The following is a 16,714-nucleotide window of genomic DNA, read 5'->3' on the forward strand; positions in this document are numbered from 1 at the left end:
TCTATTTTCTGATTCATTGTACCTATTAGGTACAACAATTATTTTATTGTTCCCATTAGGTACAATTTTTGTATTTAAAGATGAGAATTCAGATCGTATTCAGATACACATGGTGTTCATATGGGATTAGTTAAACGAGAAAGAAATAAGCAAAATTACTATTATTTCAAAAAAGGGAACGATTATGTCTACTTAGGGCCTGTTAGTAAGCCTCATGAAATAAAAATTGACAGAGTAGAAGATTTGCTGGGTTACGTTACTGAAAGATTTCAATACTATACGAATGAAGAACATGAATTGGTTTTATTATTAGATGAAAAAAGACGTGATGAGTATATTTCCAAACGTCTAAAAGAACTTGACAATTATTCCGATGAAAAACTGATTTCGTCATTGTCTGAAGCGAAACAATCTGAATACATTGAGAGAAGAACAGCAGAGCTTCAGACTAGACGACGGCAAGAAATAGAACGTCCAGTGGGTCTTAAAGGAACAGGTCGCAGTGTTGCAGTAGCCGCTTCACCATCTAGAGAAGAAACAGAAAAGACGAAAAATAAAAAGAAAAAATCAAAGAATGATTAGAAATTCAAAATTCATTGTATCGCCTTCTACAGCATTACATTATCAGAATAGCCATTGGATTCCAGAGATTAATCTCATCGTTTACAACATGCAAGATATGGTAAGTGACAATAATGCAAATGATATTGCATATAGCAAAGTGACAAGAGTTCACGAATTATCACATAGTGAGCAGGGAAAAACTGGAGCAATTATCAACAGAATGGCATGGACCGAAAATGCAGTTCAAGATTTAATTCATAATACAGATATTAACAATGCAGTAAAAAGTCAAATTGCAATAGACAAACTTCATCTGGAATCAATTGCACTTATGGAAGCTCAAGTAACATTTCAGATATATGTGCAAATCTCAATACTCTCGTCTGAAAAGAACATGGGGATTAATGTAGACAAGGCTATCGAATATCTAGAAAAAAACATGCAGTCCAACCTAAATCGTGACAAGAGATACGAAGACATGTTCAATAAATTGCAAGATATCAAAGAATGGTCAGGTAGTTGGTTGTTTGCATTTCAAACGTCAAATTACGCACTAAATCTATCATACATACTTCCAGAAGAACAAATGCTTGCTGACAATCCTGCGTTGAGCCCCAACAACAGATTTGACGACACGTATGAAATTCTAAAACAAATGCACGATTCAAAGTCATTAAAACAGAGAACAGAATTTGCCAAATTTCTTAAACCGAAAAGCGATGCAACAGAAGGACAATTTCTTTCTTTCTTAAACGAACGTACAGGATTTCAATTTGGACCAATGAATTGTCCTAAAGATCGTGACGAGTTTTTCCATGCAATACAGAATCCATGTAACATATACAAGAAGAAATCAACTAAAGATTTCATCAATAGACATGAACAGTTCATAATAAACAACATGGGAAAAGTCTTTCTAGATTTTCACAGGATGATGTCAGCAAACAACCATGTCTATGTAGCATATCATAATTTCAATAACACATACTATATTCCAAATTACATGTTTGATGATCCAATGATGGGTTTTGCATGGGAACATATGTTTATGATGTGGTCATTGAAAGAAGCAATAATAACAAAAACCAGTAGAGAATACATGTTAGAATTGATTGAACATTTTTTGCGCGATAGTGAAATGGGTGTTAATTTCAAAAACCATGTCAACAGAATCTTTGACGATATAGATTACTCAAAAATCAACCCTGTGTTGATGGAAGACTTTGTATCAACTTCCAACAAGATGGAAAGAAAACTAAATTGGTAAAACACTAACTAAACACCCTCCGTCTTCTGAAACCTTTCAGCAGATACTTGTTCTCCTTTATCGACTCGTCTATCTCTCTTAGCAGAATCTTTTTTTCTGTCAGATACTCGTTTGCAAATCTCAGGAAAGACTTTGCTCTGACTTCTCTTGGATTTCTCTGCGTCTGCTCTACGAGTCCTTTCATCTCCAAGGCGTCAAGCAGATAGTATATCTTGCTCTGAGGAACTCCTGCTTCTTTCCAGAGCATTCCTGCCTTGGTCTTGCCGTTGACCTGTAGCGTGAAATACACTCTAGACTCGTAGTCCCCCAGTCCGAATGTCTTGAGTTTCTTCAGTATCTCTTCTCTCATCTCACTCGCCTCCCGTTTGGGAGAGAGGATTTTCATCCTCTTTCGTTTCCCAGAGGGCTATCCTTCCGATAATCTTCCTCTTCTTAGGGTCTTTTTCTGAGGACTGTATCAGTCCAGTGTAGATTGGCTTGTTGCCGTTCATCTCAAATCACCTCGAGAGTTAACCTCGGGCCTGAGCCATGCCCTTTTCAGCGACGTTTTGACTTCCAGACTTCAGGAGCGGTTCAAGGAACGAAAAGGACAATGAGCGAAGGCGATAGAAAAATTGAAAAAGAAATCAAAAAATGGATAAACGAATCTGTTAAAGAATTACAGTAGTAACAATGACCGCAAACCAAAATGATGTAAACCGAATGGAACAGTTAGCCGCATGGTTAGAAGATAACAAGAACAAAATACCAAATTCAGAAATATTGATCCACAAGTTAAGAAAGGATCAGCAATTGGGGCATTTGGTTAACGCCGAATTTGTGAAACGGTTTCACGATAATGGAACTTACAAAGTAACCGATGTTGAATTGAGCACAGGGAATCACGACATAGACATCGAGTTGGACAACAAGATTAACGTACAGACATGGCACGGAGCAAGTGTTGCATCTCACAACATCAAAAGAGGAAAAGTGGGAAGGTTGGGCGGAGTTCCCGACGATTGGGACAAAAATGAATCAGTGCTAAAAAAGAAACTTGGTCAACTACCAAACGATAAACTAGGAGTATTACTTCTACTCCAGTCTCATACAGGGTTTACATTTCTTCCTGAATGGCACAGGGACATAATTCCAAAAAATAAATGCGTGATTTCGCTGCATGCAGAAAGTTGGGAGCCTTTTATAGCAGGTACGTTTCCCATAGCTGAGATTCACATCAACAAAGATTTTCAAAACATGAATGAGGCAAAGAAGATCATTTCCGCAATAGGGTACAATTACAAGGCAACATTTACTTTTGACAATGGACTCCAATGGACAACTAAATGATCATCCGTTGTTTCTTTAAATTTCTTAAATAGAAGTAGTTTTCATTTTTTTCATGGAAAAATGTAATCCCTGGTTTACTCTTACAAATATTGGAATCACGGCATTTACGGCTGCAGTAGAATACAAAACTGCCCCTACAATAGAAGAAGGAATACGGAAGATTGGTAAAAGAATAGAAGAAAACAAAACTATTGAGGCTATTGTAGAGTGCGCAGTTAACGATACAGAATGTGATTGTTAAATTGACTTTCTAAAAGTTAATCTTCTTGATCTCTTTTACATTATTATGACACAACCGCTTCTTTCAATATCTCTAAAATGCTATGAACCCAAAACTTACGGGAATAATGATTTAGAGCGGAAAAAAGAGCTTCGTGATTTAATTCTAAATAAAATTGAAAACATTTCCGATGTTCAACAGAAATGTCGTGGAAAAAAACTGTCATTTGAAGTATGCTTCAATTTGTATTCTGATTCAAGTGTAGAAGGGAGAAAAACAAAAGACCTCGATAACATGTTGAAAATATTTTGTGATGTGTTTCCTGAATTTATTGACAGAAACAAAACTGTGAAAGGATTAGGGTTGTTAGAAGATGACAGAGATGATTTGATTTTTGAAATAAATTGTGAAAAGAGGCTTGTTGGTTTTGAGTCTGAGGAAGGAATCGATTTTAGCATTTATGAATATCCAAAACTTTAGACTGTGAATCACTTAATATGATGTTAAACAATTATTATTTCTAGTATGCAAAATACAATTGCAATTATTTGTGATTGCGATGAAACTCTAGCTCCAGATACAACAAATTTCCTTTTAGAGCAAAACGGAGTAAAAGTCAAACCATTCTGGACGAAAATAACGAAGATGGTCTCACAAGGATGGGATCCTCCACAAGCATGGATGATTGAGATACTAAAGATGATCCAGTCCGGTCAGATAGAACAAGATACAAATGAGAAACTTACAAAGCTTGGAAAGAAAATAACTCCTTATGAAGGAGTGCCGGAGTTTATTCCTCAAATAAAGTCAATGGTCAAGAAGAACAAGGACTTTGACGAAGCAGGAGTCAATATTGAATTTTACATCATTTCATCAGGATTTGAAGATCTGATTAAGGGAAGTATACTGTCAAAACACTTTACAGATATTTTTGCTGGAACATTTAACGAAGATAGAAAAACAAAAAAAATTGACAGCATAAAATCAAGTGTAACTTTTACTGAGAAAACAAAGTTCCTTTATGCAATTAACAAGGGCATAACAGGAAAAGAATTGAGACGTTGTCCTTTTAGTGTGAATGATGCAATAAAACCAGAAGATAGACGTATTCCGTTTGAATACATGGTATATCTTGGAGATAGTCCTGGTGACATTCCATGCTTTTCTGCTGTGAAAGGATATGGTGGAGATTGTATTGGAATTACTGGAAAACATTCTGTCAACAAAGGATACCAGCTTGCACGTGGAAAACGAACCACAGTGGGTCCTTATTCTAGAAATTATAAAAAAGGAAGTGATTTGAGAAATGTTCTGGACACCATAGTTAAGAAAATTGGTTATGAAATTGTAGATAGAAAGAAAAGGCATCTTCCATGAACGCAACTTACAAAAAAGAAACATTACCTGATCCTGCATCTGAAGGAAACACATATGATAATTACACATTACAACGTGATGTAGAGTTTTGTTGTGATCCTCTCAAAGGATATTACAAAAAATCAAGCGGATGGAACTATGAACAAGGAAAATTTGTCATAGTTGATCAAATATCCTATGAGGGACAAACTGTCATTCCAATTGATTTTTGTCCTTTCTGTGGGCAAAAAATAGAGTATGAAGACATTGACAAACCCAAGAAAACACGAAAACGAAAAAAATAATTTTACACGGATTCAGCAGAAATTTTTCCAATGATGTTTGTCAATTCCGATTCAAATTCTCTTGAAACATCTCCTGCACCACTAATTGCATGGCTTGTTTCGTGAAGAAGAGTCCCTGCATAATCTTTCATTTTCTTTAGTTGTTCTCGTTTAATGACTATTCTTTTCTTGTCTGGTTCCCATAATCCAGATGCTTCCATGCCCGATTCTTCTCTTCTCATAGTCTCAGAAATTACAATTTCTTTGATCATCTTTGGTTGTCCTCCGATTAAACCGAAAATATCTTTAGTTTTATCAAAAATTTCTTTCTCTGAGGAATTCAGTTCTGAGGGTTTTACAAACTTGAATTCAAAACTCTCATTCCATTCTATATTGTATTGTCCTAAATCTCTCATGGTATTTCCTGACATGTCTTGTTCGCCTCGTATCTTTTGGCTAATTGTTTCAGGAACTACTACCACGGACAACCCATCATGTCTAGCATTGTCTATGGCCATTGTATCGTATTGCAATTGTTGAGGAGTAACAAAGACTACTGATGAGGTAGTGTTAAGAATTTTGCATGCGTGTACTGCAACATCAACATACTTCATCTCGTCATGTTCAGTTCCTTTTTGATATCCCTCAAGATCTTCCACAAGCAGTTTAGCGATTTTTTCATCATTGCTGGATAACAAGATAGACTTTACACGTTCTGTGTATGCGGTTCTTCCGACATGTGTTCTCTCACGATTAAGTGCTTTTCTCATTGCTCCGGTCAATGAAGTGATGTTATATGAGAACAGAAAATTTTCTTCTTCAGCAACTTTGATTCCATTAATGTAAATTCTTGATGTTGATTCTTTGTTCAAAATTTCTCCATACTGTGTTTTTTCTAGAACTTTTTCACCTGAAAATTTCAAGAAAAGGCTCTTTGCTTTTTCAATGTCATCTTTTGTGCATCCTTCTAAAATTACTTTGGTACCAATCATTTCTGGTTCTGACGGTGATGAAATAACTGCATGAAGCGTAACAACATCTTCAAAATCATGCTTTGATGATTTGTCAATTGTTATGTCTCCGTGTTTGGATTTGATGATAATGTTTACTTTGTGTCTATCAAAAGTTGCAAGTGCATCTTTTAATCCAACTCCAAACTTTCCAATTACTAGTTCTGGATGTGAAATCTTTTCTTCATTTTCATTCTGAGTTAGATGCTCGTATTTTATTCCACGACCATAATCCCTAATGACAAAACTGTTTTTTTCTTTTTTAATTTCAATTTCTTTTGTGTCAGTTAGAATTTGCTCGTCAATAGCATTTGCAATAATTTCTCTTATTGCATGATATACTTCCCAATCTTCAAGTACTTCTTCTATGTTTAAGTCAAATTTTCTCATAGCTGTAATTTCACTTTGAAGTTTTTATGCATTAAAAAATTATGTTGCTAATGGTGCAATTCCTTCCGTTTCAACTTTAACAGAGTTTTCAGAGTTTTCCTTAATTGTTAGAACGTATGGAAGCATTTCCTTTACATCTTCTACATGGGTAATGACTAAAATCTGTTTGAACTGGTTTGAGAGCTCAGATAGGGCTCTGAGGATGTTATTCTTTCGCTCTTCATCCTGACTGCCAAATACCTCATCAAGTGCTATGAAATTAGATTGCATGCCGCCAGATCTTTCTGCTAATTCTTGTGAAATTGCAATACGTAGGCATAGATTTGCAAGATCTTCTTCACCTCCTGAAAATCTGTCGGTAGTAAAGCTGTTTCCTTCATCCTCTATCTTTATGTCATAATCGTCGTCAAGTTCCATTGAAGGATACTTTCCTTTTGTTATTTCTCTAAAGAGTTCAGACGATCTTTGTGACAGAATAGGCCTTATTCTAGAAATCAAATCTAATCTGAAATCATTCATTATTTTTTCTAATTTGCTTCTCGAACCGATTTGTTTGTTTTCCTCATCTATTGTCTTTCTCTTTTCTTTTTCTTCGGATATCTCTTGTGTGATTTGCTTGAGTTGAAGATCCAAATTTGTTATTTCTCCTTTCAAGGTTATCCATTCTTCTCGTGTGTTTGTGTGATTTTGTTTTACATCATCTAGAGCCTGTTTAGACTTTTGGTATTCTGTTTCATCATAGTCTATGGAGTTTAGTTTTTTGGTTTGCTCTTTTTCTTTATGTTCAAGTTTGGAAATGGTATCATCTGAAGCCTTATGTCTTTTTGACAACATAGGAATTCTTTTTATGTCTGAAGATAGTTTTATGGCCTCTTCATTAAACTTTGAAAGTTTTGTGTGTTGTTTGTTTATTGATGTATGATGTTTTCGGTTATATTTCAAATCAGAGTACTTTTTCAACTTCTTTTCCAAATTTGTCTTTTCTTTGATTATTGTAGACAATGTTCTTTTTCCTTCACGTAGTTTGGTTTGTAGAGAAGTTCTTTCTGTTCTTTTATCTTCTGTGTCTTTAATTTCCTTCAACAGTTCTGAGATTTCCTTGGTAGTTGATTTGAGTTCTAACTCTAGTTTATTCTTCTTTTCTGAATCTGCATTAATTTTTTCATCAAGTTTCGATATTTCATCTGTAAAGTACTTGGACACGTGAGGAAAATGATCTTTTAATGGTCGTTTACATGTTGGGCATTCACTATTTTCTCCAAGATCTTGAATTTTGGAAAATTCTTCGTTCAATTCATTTTTTCGTACCTGATTTTCGTTGATTTTTGCCGATGTTCCGCTTATTGATTTGGTTAAAACCTCTTTTTCTTCTTCAAGTTTTGATTTTGCTTTCTCTTGTTTTTTGATGTCTTTGTCTATTCCTTTTAGTGATGCAAGGTTGTTCTCGATTTTCTTGTTAAGAGATTCTTGTTTTTTGATTTTAGATTCTGTTGCCAAATGTTGTTCTTGAAATGCCTCTTTTTCTTTGAATTTTCCATATATGGAATCAAGATTTGCCTTTTCTTTTTTCACAGATTCAAATTCCTTTACTTTAGGAGCTATTGTTCTAGTTCTTTTCTCAGAAAGTTTTGCATTTTTGAGATCCAGTTCTATTGTATCTTTTTCTTTAATCTTGGAATATTTTTTAGTTGTTATTTTTGCAAGTTCTTTGCTTACTTTGTTATAGTCACGGTATTTCTTTTCATGTGTAGAAAACTCTATCTTCTTTTTCTTGACTTCAGAAAATAATCTTTTGATTTCCTCTGCACGTTCTTTGATGGTCTCAGTTGTTTTTACTTTTTCTTCTTCAAGCTGTTGAGATTTATTTTCTAATTCATCAACATCTTTTAGATTCCCTTGGAGATAGTTTATCTTGTCTCTACTTCCTCGAATGTCGTTTCTTATCAGACCGATAGCATCATCAATTCTGTTGATTCGGAGCAGTCTCATTATTGTCTTCTTTCTATCTCCGGGTTGCATATTGGAAAGCGAGTCAAGTTCTTTTTGTTTTGCAAAAACAGAAGTGAAAAATGCTACATGATCCATGCCCGTTCTTTTTGCAACAAACTCTGAAACTTCGTTCATTCCTCTTACATGCGCCTCGTCATTTCCATTAACAAACACACTTGCATGGCCTGACGAATTTTTTCCTCGTAGTTCTCGAATAATTTGTACAGAATCTGGACCCATCATCATTTCAAGCGTGACGCTACAATCCTCACTTTCAGGAATTCCTGTTGTTTTTATCTGATCTTTTTTAGTTCTAGATGCACTGTTCCCGTATAGGCACCATCCTATAGCCTCAATCAAAGTCGATTTGCCTGAGCCATTCCTACCCACTATCCCAGTAAGCCCGGTAGGAAACTCAATGTCTTCGTCTCGGTATCTGCGGTAGTTTTTGAGGTGTATTCGTTTTAATAACATCATGCTTCCTCCTCTATCACATTGTTGAGGTATTCGTTACCGAGGGATTTGATTTCTTCAAGTTCTTTCTTCTCAAGTTCTATGTTTTTGAGATAGTTTTCAAACTCTTCGTTTATCGAACCAATTTGTGACGATACCATGTTGCTGCTATCATCAAACTTCCAGTTGTATACGGGCTCATAATGCAATGCATTGGACATAATTTGTCGAATCTTTTGCAAGTCCAAGGATGAATGAACATGTCTTGGAATGTTGTTGAAAAATACCTTGACTATCTTATCATTAATTTTTCCAGATACCATCTTTTCAAGTTCTGTTACAATTTCAGTTGCGCTGAGTTTTTCGCATTCTATTGGTTTGAAGATCAACATGTCACGTGCAGTGGTAGGAACATGTTTTACTGAAAAATCATCAAGAGTGACTTCTAAGAATCCTTTCTTGTCGTTGACTTCGTTGAAACTAATTCTTTCAGGAGAACCGCAATAGTATGCATTGTCTTTTATTTTCAAAAATCGATGGTAGTGTCCTAGTGCAATATAATCAAAGTCGCTTTTTAGTGCAGAAACGGGAATTGTTTGTTCTTTGAACTCTCCCCATGACGCTTCTTCCACACCTCGTATGGCAGCATGTGCCACCATGATGTTGTATTTGGAGGATTTGTCTGGTTTCAGTTTTTTGATTCCTTCTTGCAGGTCTTCGTCAGAATATGAGTGAGGAATCGCATGGATTGAACAGTCTCCGATCTTTAGTTTTTCGTACTTCCCTCCAAATACAGGATATATGTCTGGAAAGTATTGCAAAATTTTGAAGATGGTGTCTGTTGATTTTTGCCTTGGTGTAGAATGATTTCCTGCAATGATGACAGTAGGAATCTTTTCCTTTGATAGTCGCGATAGTTGTTCTAGTGCAATGGAGATTGCTCTGTTAGAAGGACGTATGCTGTCAAACAGGTCACCTGCATGGATTGCCAAATCCGGTTTTGCTTTGATGATATGATCAACAATTTCCTTGAAAACTTGGTAGACATCGTTTTCTCGCTTGTTTATGCCTGATTCAGAGTCAAATTTCCCATAGTCTGAATGTCCTAAGTGCGTGTCTGAAAAGTGTACTATCTTCATACCCTGCGATATTTTCTTTGGATTGGATGTAGATAAATGACAGGGTGTTGAGGGTGACTTTAAGAACTTCATCTTTCAAGAATTAAAGAGGCAAATGTCCCTAGAACTGAATTTTGAGCAAAAACAGGCAGTTCAGCACTCAGGAAGTCCACTCTTGGTCATTGCAGGGCCGGGCAGTGGAAAGACCAGGGTCATCATAGAGAGAGTAATGCATTTGGTTAGATCTGGAATAAAACCTTCAGACATCCTATGTCTGACATTCTCAGAAAAAGCAGCAGATGAGATGAAACACCGTCTTGAGAAACTGATTGACGTAACTGAGATGGAAATCAGTACGTTCCACTCTTTTGCTAAAGATGTCCTAGAAGACAATGTCTTAGATTCTGGAATAGGAATGTCATCGGGCATAATCAAAAGATCTGCTCAGCTGGTCTGGGGTCTGAAAAATATTGACAATTTCAAACTAGAGCACTTGGAGATTGGAAACAATGCAGTAGAAATTATAGAATCGGTCATTGATGGAATCAGTACTTTCAAAGACGAATTAATTTCACCTGAAGAACTACAAAAATACATTGACGCTAAATTGAAAAAAGATCTTGACGATGAAGAACGAGATTTTCTGTTGAAGTTATCTGACCTTTGTAAAATTTATTTCAAATATCAAGAGTTTCAGAGAAGCAAGACAGTAATTGATTTTGATGACATGGTGGTTCAGACAATAGAATTATTCAAGAGAAAAGCAAATGTCCTTTCAAAATATCAAAAAAAGTTCAAACATGTTCTAGTAGATGAATTCCAAGACAATAACTTTGCACAATTGGAACTGGTAAAACAGATTGCAAAGGATGGAAATGTCACAGTAGTAGGCGATGATGATCAAAGCATCTATAGATTTCAAGGAGCATATCTTACAAACTTCAAAGACTTTCAATCGTATTTTCCAGACACCACCGTTGTCGTACTCAACAGAAATTATCGCAGCCCCCAAAACATAGTCAACCTTGCAAGCCAGTCCCTCGATGGAGTTCCAGAAAGACATGCAAAGAAACTCAAATCAGAACACGAAGAAGGCCAGAAAGTAACTGTTGCTCAGTGCTCAAACGAATCATCAGAGGTAGAATTTGTTGTAAAAACCATAAAGGATCTCTTGGACAAACCCGTTGAAAGAAGAGACGGCACGTCTGATCCTCTTACCTATCGAGATTTCGTGGTGTTATCTAGGAGAAAAGCTGAAGGTAAAAAGTTTGCAAAGGCGCTCAAGGCTCACGGAATTCCGACTACTTTCATAGGCGAATCCAATATCTTCTCATCCCCAGTAGTAAGAGACCTGATGGCATTCTTAGTAATTGCCAACAAGCCTACCGTTTCAGGCATAGAAATCAATAGGCTCATGAAGAATCATGGAATCAACGAGATAAACATGGCAAGGATAAACCATGTTGCACGAAAGAAAGCCAGAGCAGACCCTACTGACATCGACTTTGTGTTTGACACCATCAAAGACTGCGATGAAGTTGATATTTCTCAAAAAGAAGAAGTCAAAGAACTTGCAGAACAGATCCAAAAAATAATCGAACTCGAGTCAGAAAAGACAATCAGCGAGATGGTCTACGATATCATCATGTCTGTTTCTGATCTTTACAAAAGATCAATCCAGTCGGACACCCCAGAGAATCGCAGAAACCAACTGATACTAAAGGAATTCTACAACATTGCAAACGAATACGAATCTCTTAATCCTCATGGAACGTTGGATGACTTCATCAACTATCTCAATTTGATGGGACAGTTTGACGTGGAACTAAAGGAAGGTTCAGGGTTTGACAACTCTGTTCAAGTAACCACAATTCATCAGAGCAAAGGACGAGAGTTTCCTGTTGTGTTTGTTGCAGACGTTGCACAAAACAAACTACCGCTAAGATATCAAGCAAAGAAGTTCTACGTTCCAAATGAATTATCAAAAGGAATGACACAGTCCGATGATGAGAAAGAACTGTACATCCAAGAGGAAAGAAGACTGTTCTATGTCGCAATGACCAGGGCCCAGAATTTACTGTATATCACATATGCAAAAAGATACGGGCAGAACGTCAGAGAAACAAAGCCATCTAGATTTCTTGACGAGTTAAAGTTTGAAGACAATCCTTTGATAAATCTTGTAAAGTATGACGGACAGAATGGAGAAGTATTACTTGAAGAAGAAAGGAGAGTTGAAAAGATAAAACAAGGCCTGCAAAGCAAAGCAGTCAGTTCACTCAATCAGATGCATCTAAAAAGTGCAGTTCAAAGAATCGTTGAACTTGCAAAAGTAAAACACTATGAAAAGAACGGAAGTTTTGAAGGATTCAGACCAGAAGATGTTCTAAGTTTTGATGGCGGTGAAGACAATCTAAAAGCAGATTTGGAAGGAAAGAAGATTTCATTGCTTGAAAAAGACAAATTCCGGCTAAGCGCATCAAAGATTAAGACATACAAAGACTGTCCTCTAAAGTTCAAATTCTCATATGTCATGGAGGCTCCAACCAAGGCAAGACCATACTTTGACTTGGGAACAGCAGTTCATGCAGTTGCAGAACATTTGACCAAACTACAGATGGAAGGAACAGAACCTACTGAAGAATTGGCATTTGAAATTTTGTCAAAGGAATGGAATGCCAGTTCGTTCCAGTCAGAAACTCAGGAAAACCAAGCAAAAGAAAAGGCAAAGACAATGATCAAGACATATCTGAAGTGGATTTCAGAAAACAAGAACACACCCATTGCAGTGGAGCAACCATTTAGAATCGAGATTGAAGGAGTTCCATTCAACGGGTTTATCGACAGAGTTGAAAAGACTCCCGATGGCAAGTTTGCAGTAATTGATTTCAAAACAGGAGGAGTCTATGAAAATAGCAGATCAATCAAGGCAGATCTTCAGATGAATGTCTATGCGTTGGGAGTTGAAAAGCAGTACGGAGAACTTCCTGTGAATACGTCGTTATTTTACCTGAAGCACGACAAGATAGTAGACAATCCAATAGAAGAACCTCAGGTAAGAGCAGTCCAGGAAGAAATTGGCAACACTGTCAAATCAATTTTGAACGAAGATTTTGAAGCGACCCCAAGCTACCAAGTATGCAGAAACTGTGAGTATTGGAGCATCTGCGACAAGAAGGAGAATGAGGAGTAATTATTTTCACTTGTTACTTTGGATTTTGTAAGAATCGTCACCTATATCTTCACACAAAAAGAGTTATGATAATATGACAACCGCAAACGATCTTTTCAACCCAAAGACGATCAGGCGTTTGTGTTCAGATGTAAAAATTTCTACCAAACAAAAAAAGGCTGCAAGTGAATGGCTGAAGCTGTTAGAAAGCGGACAGTTAGAAAAAGAAAAGCAGAATTATTTCAAATTCGGACTGATTGTTCTAAAAGATCTCCTTGGATATCCTGTCAAAGAAGATATGGGGTATGAGGAAGGCAATGTAGAATTTACGTTTTCAAATAATGAAGGCAAAAAGATAGTTTGTTTCGAAGCCAAGGGAACAAAAACAAAGGATCTGTTTGCGCCACAGTATAGAGACAAGAAGGAACACTCCACTCCTGTGAAACAGACATGGGATTACATGGGTATACTCAATCTTGATTACGGAATAGCCACAAACTACGAACAGTTTGTGCTTATAGACAAAGGCAAAGGAACATCAAAGTTTCATTCATTCCACTTCAAAGACATCAAGAAGGATGAAGAGAAATTAAGAGAATTCATTGCAATCTTTTCTAAAAGCAGTATCATAGACAACAAATTCGTCACCACTCTTTATGATCAGTCAGTTATAGAAGAAAAAGAGTTCACCAAACAGTTCTACAGATTATTCCATGAGACTCGCCTTATGTTGATTAAAGAATTTCAAAGTAATGGAGAGATTCAGAGAGACGAAGCAATCCATTATGCACAGTTGTTTTTGAATCGAATGGTGTTCATCTTCTTTGCAGAAGACACCGGAAAAGTTCCACAGAGACTAATTCGGGATCAGATATTGAAAGTACTAGACGCAGTTCCAGTGTCAGAGCATTCAAAATATGCATACGACACGATTTTTTCACTTTTTGAAAGTCTTGACAAGGGGTCGAACACGCCAGTACAAATTTTTGGTTTTAACGGAGGTCTGTTCCAAGACAAAATCCCTCCAAGATTTTATGTTAAAGATTTAACACCTTCTGGATTTTTCAAGAAAGAATATCAGAATTCGGAGTTAAAGAAGAAAGTAAAGTTAGACGAATTTGCGGAGAAGGTTATAAAAAAATATCAAAACAGAATCAATCCCATAATCACTAATTTACTTTACATGTCTTCATTTGATTTCAATACGGAGTTAAACGTAAACATCCTTGGGCATATTTTTGAACAGTCACTAACAGATCTTGAAGAATTACAGGAGACAAAAATCTCAAAACGAAAGATTGAGGGAATTTTTTATACTCCCGAATATGTCACAGACTTCATTTGCAGGAATGCAATTATTCGTCATTTGTCAAAGAATAATGCTTCCAACATAGAAGATTTGATAAAAGAGTATTCAGAAGATATCGGACAACTAGAAGAGAAATTCAAGGGAATCAAAATTCTTGATCCAGCATGTGGCTCTGGTGCATTCTTGTTAAAGGCCGTTGATATATTGTTAGAAATTCACAAACAAATTCAGACGTACAAAGAATTCAAAGGACAGTACAGTATTTCCATGAAAGGTAAGAAAGACAAGAAGATATCAGAGCAGTTTACACTTTCAAAATGGAATGAAGAAAGTGAGGCAAAAAAGATTATTGAAAGTAATATTTTTGGAGTAGATGTCAATCAAGAATCGACAGAGATCACTAAACTGAGTTTGTTCTTGAAAATAGCCACAGGTAACCGTAAATTAATTGATTTATCAAAAAACATTCGAGTCGGAAATAGCCTAATCGACGATAAAAAAGTAGATTCCAAGGCATTCGATTGGAAAAAAGAATTCAAGGAGATTTTTGATAAGGGTGGATTCGATATTGTGATTGGAAATCCTCCATATCTAAGAATACAGGGATTGCATGAAGGCCACGAACATACCACAAAATTTATCGAAAAAAACTTCCATTCCGCTACAGGGAGATATGATTTCTATGTTTTGTTCATAGAGAAAGGTTCAACATTATTGAAGAAAGATGGTTATCTAGGGTTCATTGTTCCTCATAAATTTACTGCAGCGCAGTTTGGTTCAGGAATTCGAGACTTCTTGAAAAAAAATAAGTTAATCGACACTTTCATCAGTTTTGGACACAATTTTGTTTTTGAAGATGTGACAACTTACACAGGCATACTAATCTTGAAGAATTCCATACATGACAAATTTTTCTTTAAAGAAATTGGCAAGTTATCATCAGGTTCGATTGAAAGTGAATTATCCCTAATTCATAGAAATGATTTTTCACAAATATCGTTTGATTCATTGTCTGAGAAACCTTGGAGTTTGCAATCCGATTCACATCAAGGCATTACCAAAAAAATCAATGAAGCAGGACCTCCGATTACAGAACATTTTGACAAAGTTCTTCAGGGAGTAATTACAGGAGATGATGAAATCTATTTCCTGTCTTTAACCAAAGACAAGGGAAAAACGGCAATGTTTCATTCTTTGAAAGCAAATTCAGAAGTAGAATTAGAAAAGGAATTGTTAAGACCAGTATTGGGAGGAGAGGACGTAAAACGATTCAAGGAGATAAAACCAAAGCAGTATGTAATTTATCCATATGTAGTAGAGTCTGGAAAGCAGAGGGTTTTGGAAGAATCAGAGTTGAAGAAGAAATATCCTTTGGTTTATGATTATTTGTTAAAATTTAAACCATATTTGATTGACCTGAGAAAGCGTTTCAAAACAAATCCCAAATTCTGGTACGGTTTACACAGATCACGTCAGTTAAGTTGGTTTGAACAAGAGAAAGTAATGACGCCTGAAATATCCCTTGGATGCAATATGACGCTAGATAACGAAGGACATGTACACAATACCCAAGTATACAGTTTCATACGCAATACAGAAAACAAAATCGATAACAAGTACTTTTTAGCGATTCTAAATTCAAAGATATCTTGGTTCTATTTGAAAGGCAGTGGAAATGTTTTACGTGGAGGATATCTTAGATTCAAATCAAAGTATCTCGAGCCATTCTGCATACCAGTTCCAGACAAAAAAGTAGAGAAAAAACTAGTTGATAAAATGACAGACAGGTTAGACAGACAGAAAAAGTTTGATGATAAATATTCTAAATTCATAAACTTAGTAAAAATTAATTTCAAGCTTGACAAGATTCCATCGTCGATTAACAAATTCTATCAAGACAGTTTTGAAGCCATGCTTACTTCGTTAGAAAGTGAAACAAGGGTAAAGATTGGCATAAAAGACAAGTCAGAACTGATGGATATTTTCGAGTCAGCTTCAAAAGATTTGTTAAAAATAAAATCAGAGATTTTTGAAATAGATGACGAAGTAAATGGGATTGTTTACAAACTTTACAATTTGGATGAAAGTGAAATCATGGAAGTAGAAAAAAACTATCCTGAAGTTAATTGAAATACATAATGTTCAGATATTTGAGAAAATGGGAAAGAATTTGAAGAAGCAATCCTAACTGAAATATACCATGTCAATGCAGTATTTTCAACTATCGCAGTCTCTAGACCTTATTTTACAGAA

The 16,714-nt window shown here is 35.9% G+C and carries 14 protein-coding genes; 9 read left to right on the forward strand and 5 right to left on the reverse strand.

Annotated features, from left to right (window positions below; all coding sequences use genetic code 11):
* Positions 1 to 120: 120 nt before the first annotated feature.
* Together C6990_RS05495 and C6990_RS05500 are read left to right on the forward strand one after the other, a co-directional pair.
* Positions 121 to 582 carry a hypothetical protein gene (locus tag C6990_RS05495; protein ID WP_182129249.1) on the forward strand — a complete coding sequence of 154 codons (462 nt, stop codon included), beginning with the start codon at positions 121 to 123 and terminating at the stop codon, positions 580 to 582.
* Entirely contained in the window at positions 575 to 1,831 is a 1,257-nt protein-coding gene (locus C6990_RS05500; RefSeq protein ID WP_182129251.1) for a hypothetical protein, read from the forward strand. The genes C6990_RS05495 and C6990_RS05500 overlap by 8 nt, the downstream gene beginning before the upstream one ends.
* Positions 1,832 to 1,835: 4 nt before the next feature.
* On the opposite strand, the gene C6990_RS05505 is transcribed toward C6990_RS05500, so the two are convergent.
* Both C6990_RS05505 and C6990_RS05510 read right to left on the reverse strand, forming a co-directional pair.
* Positions 1,836 to 2,180, reverse strand: coding sequence for a helix-turn-helix domain-containing protein (locus C6990_RS05505; RefSeq protein WP_182129253.1), 345 nt, complete (start codon positions 2,178 to 2,180; stop codon positions 1,836 to 1,838).
* A gap of 1 nt (position 2,181) precedes the next feature.
* Positions 2,182 to 2,322, reverse strand: a complete 141-nt coding sequence (locus C6990_RS05510) for a hypothetical protein (protein WP_182129255.1) — start codon at positions 2,320 to 2,322, stop codon at positions 2,182 to 2,184.
* Between the two features lie 211 nt (positions 2,323 to 2,533).
* Between C6990_RS05510 and C6990_RS05515 the strand changes: the two genes are divergently transcribed.
* The 5 genes from C6990_RS05515 to C6990_RS05535 are packed head-to-tail and all read left to right on the forward strand — an operon-like array spanning position 2,534 to position 5,041.
* The gene (locus C6990_RS05515) at positions 2,534 to 3,160 is read left to right on the forward strand and encodes a hypothetical protein (protein ID WP_182129257.1); all 627 of its coding nucleotides are present in this window, start codon (positions 2,534 to 2,536) and stop codon (positions 3,158 to 3,160) included.
* A gap of 52 nt (positions 3,161 to 3,212) precedes the next feature.
* Complete coding sequence (locus tag C6990_RS05520) at positions 3,213 to 3,401, forward strand: hypothetical protein (protein ID WP_182129259.1); 189 nt, start codon at positions 3,213 to 3,215, stop codon at positions 3,399 to 3,401.
* A gap of 45 nt (positions 3,402 to 3,446) precedes the next feature.
* Positions 3,447 to 3,860 (forward strand): hypothetical protein, encoded by a 414-nt coding sequence (locus C6990_RS05525; RefSeq protein ID WP_182129262.1) that lies wholly within the window; start codon positions 3,447 to 3,449, stop codon positions 3,858 to 3,860.
* A gap of 45 nt (positions 3,861 to 3,905) precedes the next feature.
* Positions 3,906 to 4,757 (forward strand): HAD family hydrolase, encoded by an 852-nt coding sequence (locus C6990_RS05530; RefSeq protein WP_182129264.1) that lies wholly within the window; start codon positions 3,906 to 3,908, stop codon positions 4,755 to 4,757.
* The gene (locus C6990_RS05535; protein ID WP_182129266.1) at positions 4,754 to 5,041 is read left to right on the forward strand and encodes a hypothetical protein; all 288 of its coding nucleotides are present in this window, start codon (positions 4,754 to 4,756) and stop codon (positions 5,039 to 5,041) included. The genes C6990_RS05530 and C6990_RS05535 overlap by 4 nt, the downstream gene beginning before the upstream one ends.
* A 2-nt stretch (positions 5,042 to 5,043) precedes the next feature.
* Here the strand turns inward: C6990_RS05535 and C6990_RS05540 are convergent, their stop codons facing one another.
* From C6990_RS05540 to C6990_RS05550, 3 genes are read right to left on the reverse strand one after another with little or no spacing between them, the layout of a single operon-like run.
* Positions 5,044 to 6,420, reverse strand: a complete 1,377-nt coding sequence (locus C6990_RS05540; protein WP_182129268.1) for an ATP-binding protein — start codon at positions 6,418 to 6,420, stop codon at positions 5,044 to 5,046.
* A gap of 39 nt (positions 6,421 to 6,459) precedes the next feature.
* Positions 6,460 to 8,886, reverse strand: coding sequence for an AAA family ATPase (locus tag C6990_RS05545; RefSeq protein ID WP_182129270.1), 2,427 nt, complete (start codon positions 8,884 to 8,886; stop codon positions 6,460 to 6,462).
* A complete protein-coding gene (locus C6990_RS05550; protein WP_182129272.1) occupies positions 8,883 to 10,001 on the reverse strand; it encodes a metallophosphoesterase family protein in 1,119 nt (372 codons plus the stop codon). Before C6990_RS05550 ends, C6990_RS05545 begins: the two co-directional genes overlap by 4 nt.
* A 94-nt stretch (positions 10,002 to 10,095) precedes the next feature.
* On the opposite strand from C6990_RS05550, the gene C6990_RS05555 reads away from it, so the two are divergent.
* Both C6990_RS05555 and C6990_RS05560 read left to right on the forward strand, forming a co-directional pair.
* Complete coding sequence (locus C6990_RS05555; RefSeq protein ID WP_182129274.1) at positions 10,096 to 13,173, forward strand: ATP-dependent helicase; 3,078 nt, start codon at positions 10,096 to 10,098, stop codon at positions 13,171 to 13,173.
* Between the two features lie 73 nt (positions 13,174 to 13,246).
* A complete protein-coding gene (locus C6990_RS05560; RefSeq protein ID WP_182129276.1) occupies positions 13,247 to 16,591 on the forward strand; it encodes an Eco57I restriction-modification methylase domain-containing protein in 3,345 nt (1,114 codons plus the stop codon).
* Positions 16,592 to 16,714: the final 123 nt, after the last annotated feature.

Source organism: Nitrosopumilus sp. b3 (assembly GCF_014078525.1).
In the GTDB taxonomy this organism is placed as follows: Archaea; Thermoproteota; Nitrososphaeria; order Nitrososphaerales; family Nitrosopumilaceae; genus Nitrosopumilus.

Coding starts and splice junctions, on each gene's coding strand:
- C6990_RS05510 (WP_182129255.1), bottom strand. CDS start 2,322: ATGAACGGCAACAAGCCAATCTACACTGGACTGATACAGTCCTCAGAA.
- C6990_RS05495 (WP_182129249.1), top strand. CDS start 121: ATGGGATTAGTTAAACGAGAAAGAAATAAGCAAAATTACTATTATTTC.
- C6990_RS05560 (WP_182129276.1), top strand. CDS start 13,247: ATGACAACCGCAAACGATCTTTTCAACCCAAAGACGATCAGGCGTTTG.
- C6990_RS05530 (WP_182129264.1), top strand. CDS start 3,906: ATGCAAAATACAATTGCAATTATTTGTGATTGCGATGAAACTCTAGCT.
- C6990_RS05515 (WP_182129257.1), top strand. CDS start 2,534: ATGGAACAGTTAGCCGCATGGTTAGAAGATAACAAGAACAAAATACCA.
- C6990_RS05525 (WP_182129262.1), top strand. CDS start 3,447: ATGACACAACCGCTTCTTTCAATATCTCTAAAATGCTATGAACCCAAA.
- C6990_RS05540 (WP_182129268.1), bottom strand. CDS start 6,420: ATGAGAAAATTTGACTTAAACATAGAAGAAGTACTTGAAGATTGGGAA.
- C6990_RS05545 (WP_182129270.1), bottom strand. CDS start 8,886: ATGATGTTATTAAAACGAATACACCTCAAAAACTACCGCAGATACCGA.
- C6990_RS05555 (WP_182129274.1), top strand. CDS start 10,096: ATGTCCCTAGAACTGAATTTTGAGCAAAAACAGGCAGTTCAGCACTCA.
- C6990_RS05505 (WP_182129253.1), bottom strand. CDS start 2,180: ATGAGAGAAGAGATACTGAAGAAACTCAAGACATTCGGACTGGGGGAC.
- C6990_RS05500 (WP_182129251.1), top strand. CDS start 575: ATGATTAGAAATTCAAAATTCATTGTATCGCCTTCTACAGCATTACAT.
- C6990_RS05550 (WP_182129272.1), bottom strand. CDS start 10,001: ATGAAGATAGTACACTTTTCAGACACGCACTTAGGACATTCAGACTAT.
- C6990_RS05535 (WP_182129266.1), top strand. CDS start 4,754: ATGAACGCAACTTACAAAAAAGAAACATTACCTGATCCTGCATCTGAA.
- C6990_RS05520 (WP_182129259.1), top strand. CDS start 3,213: ATGGAAAAATGTAATCCCTGGTTTACTCTTACAAATATTGGAATCACG.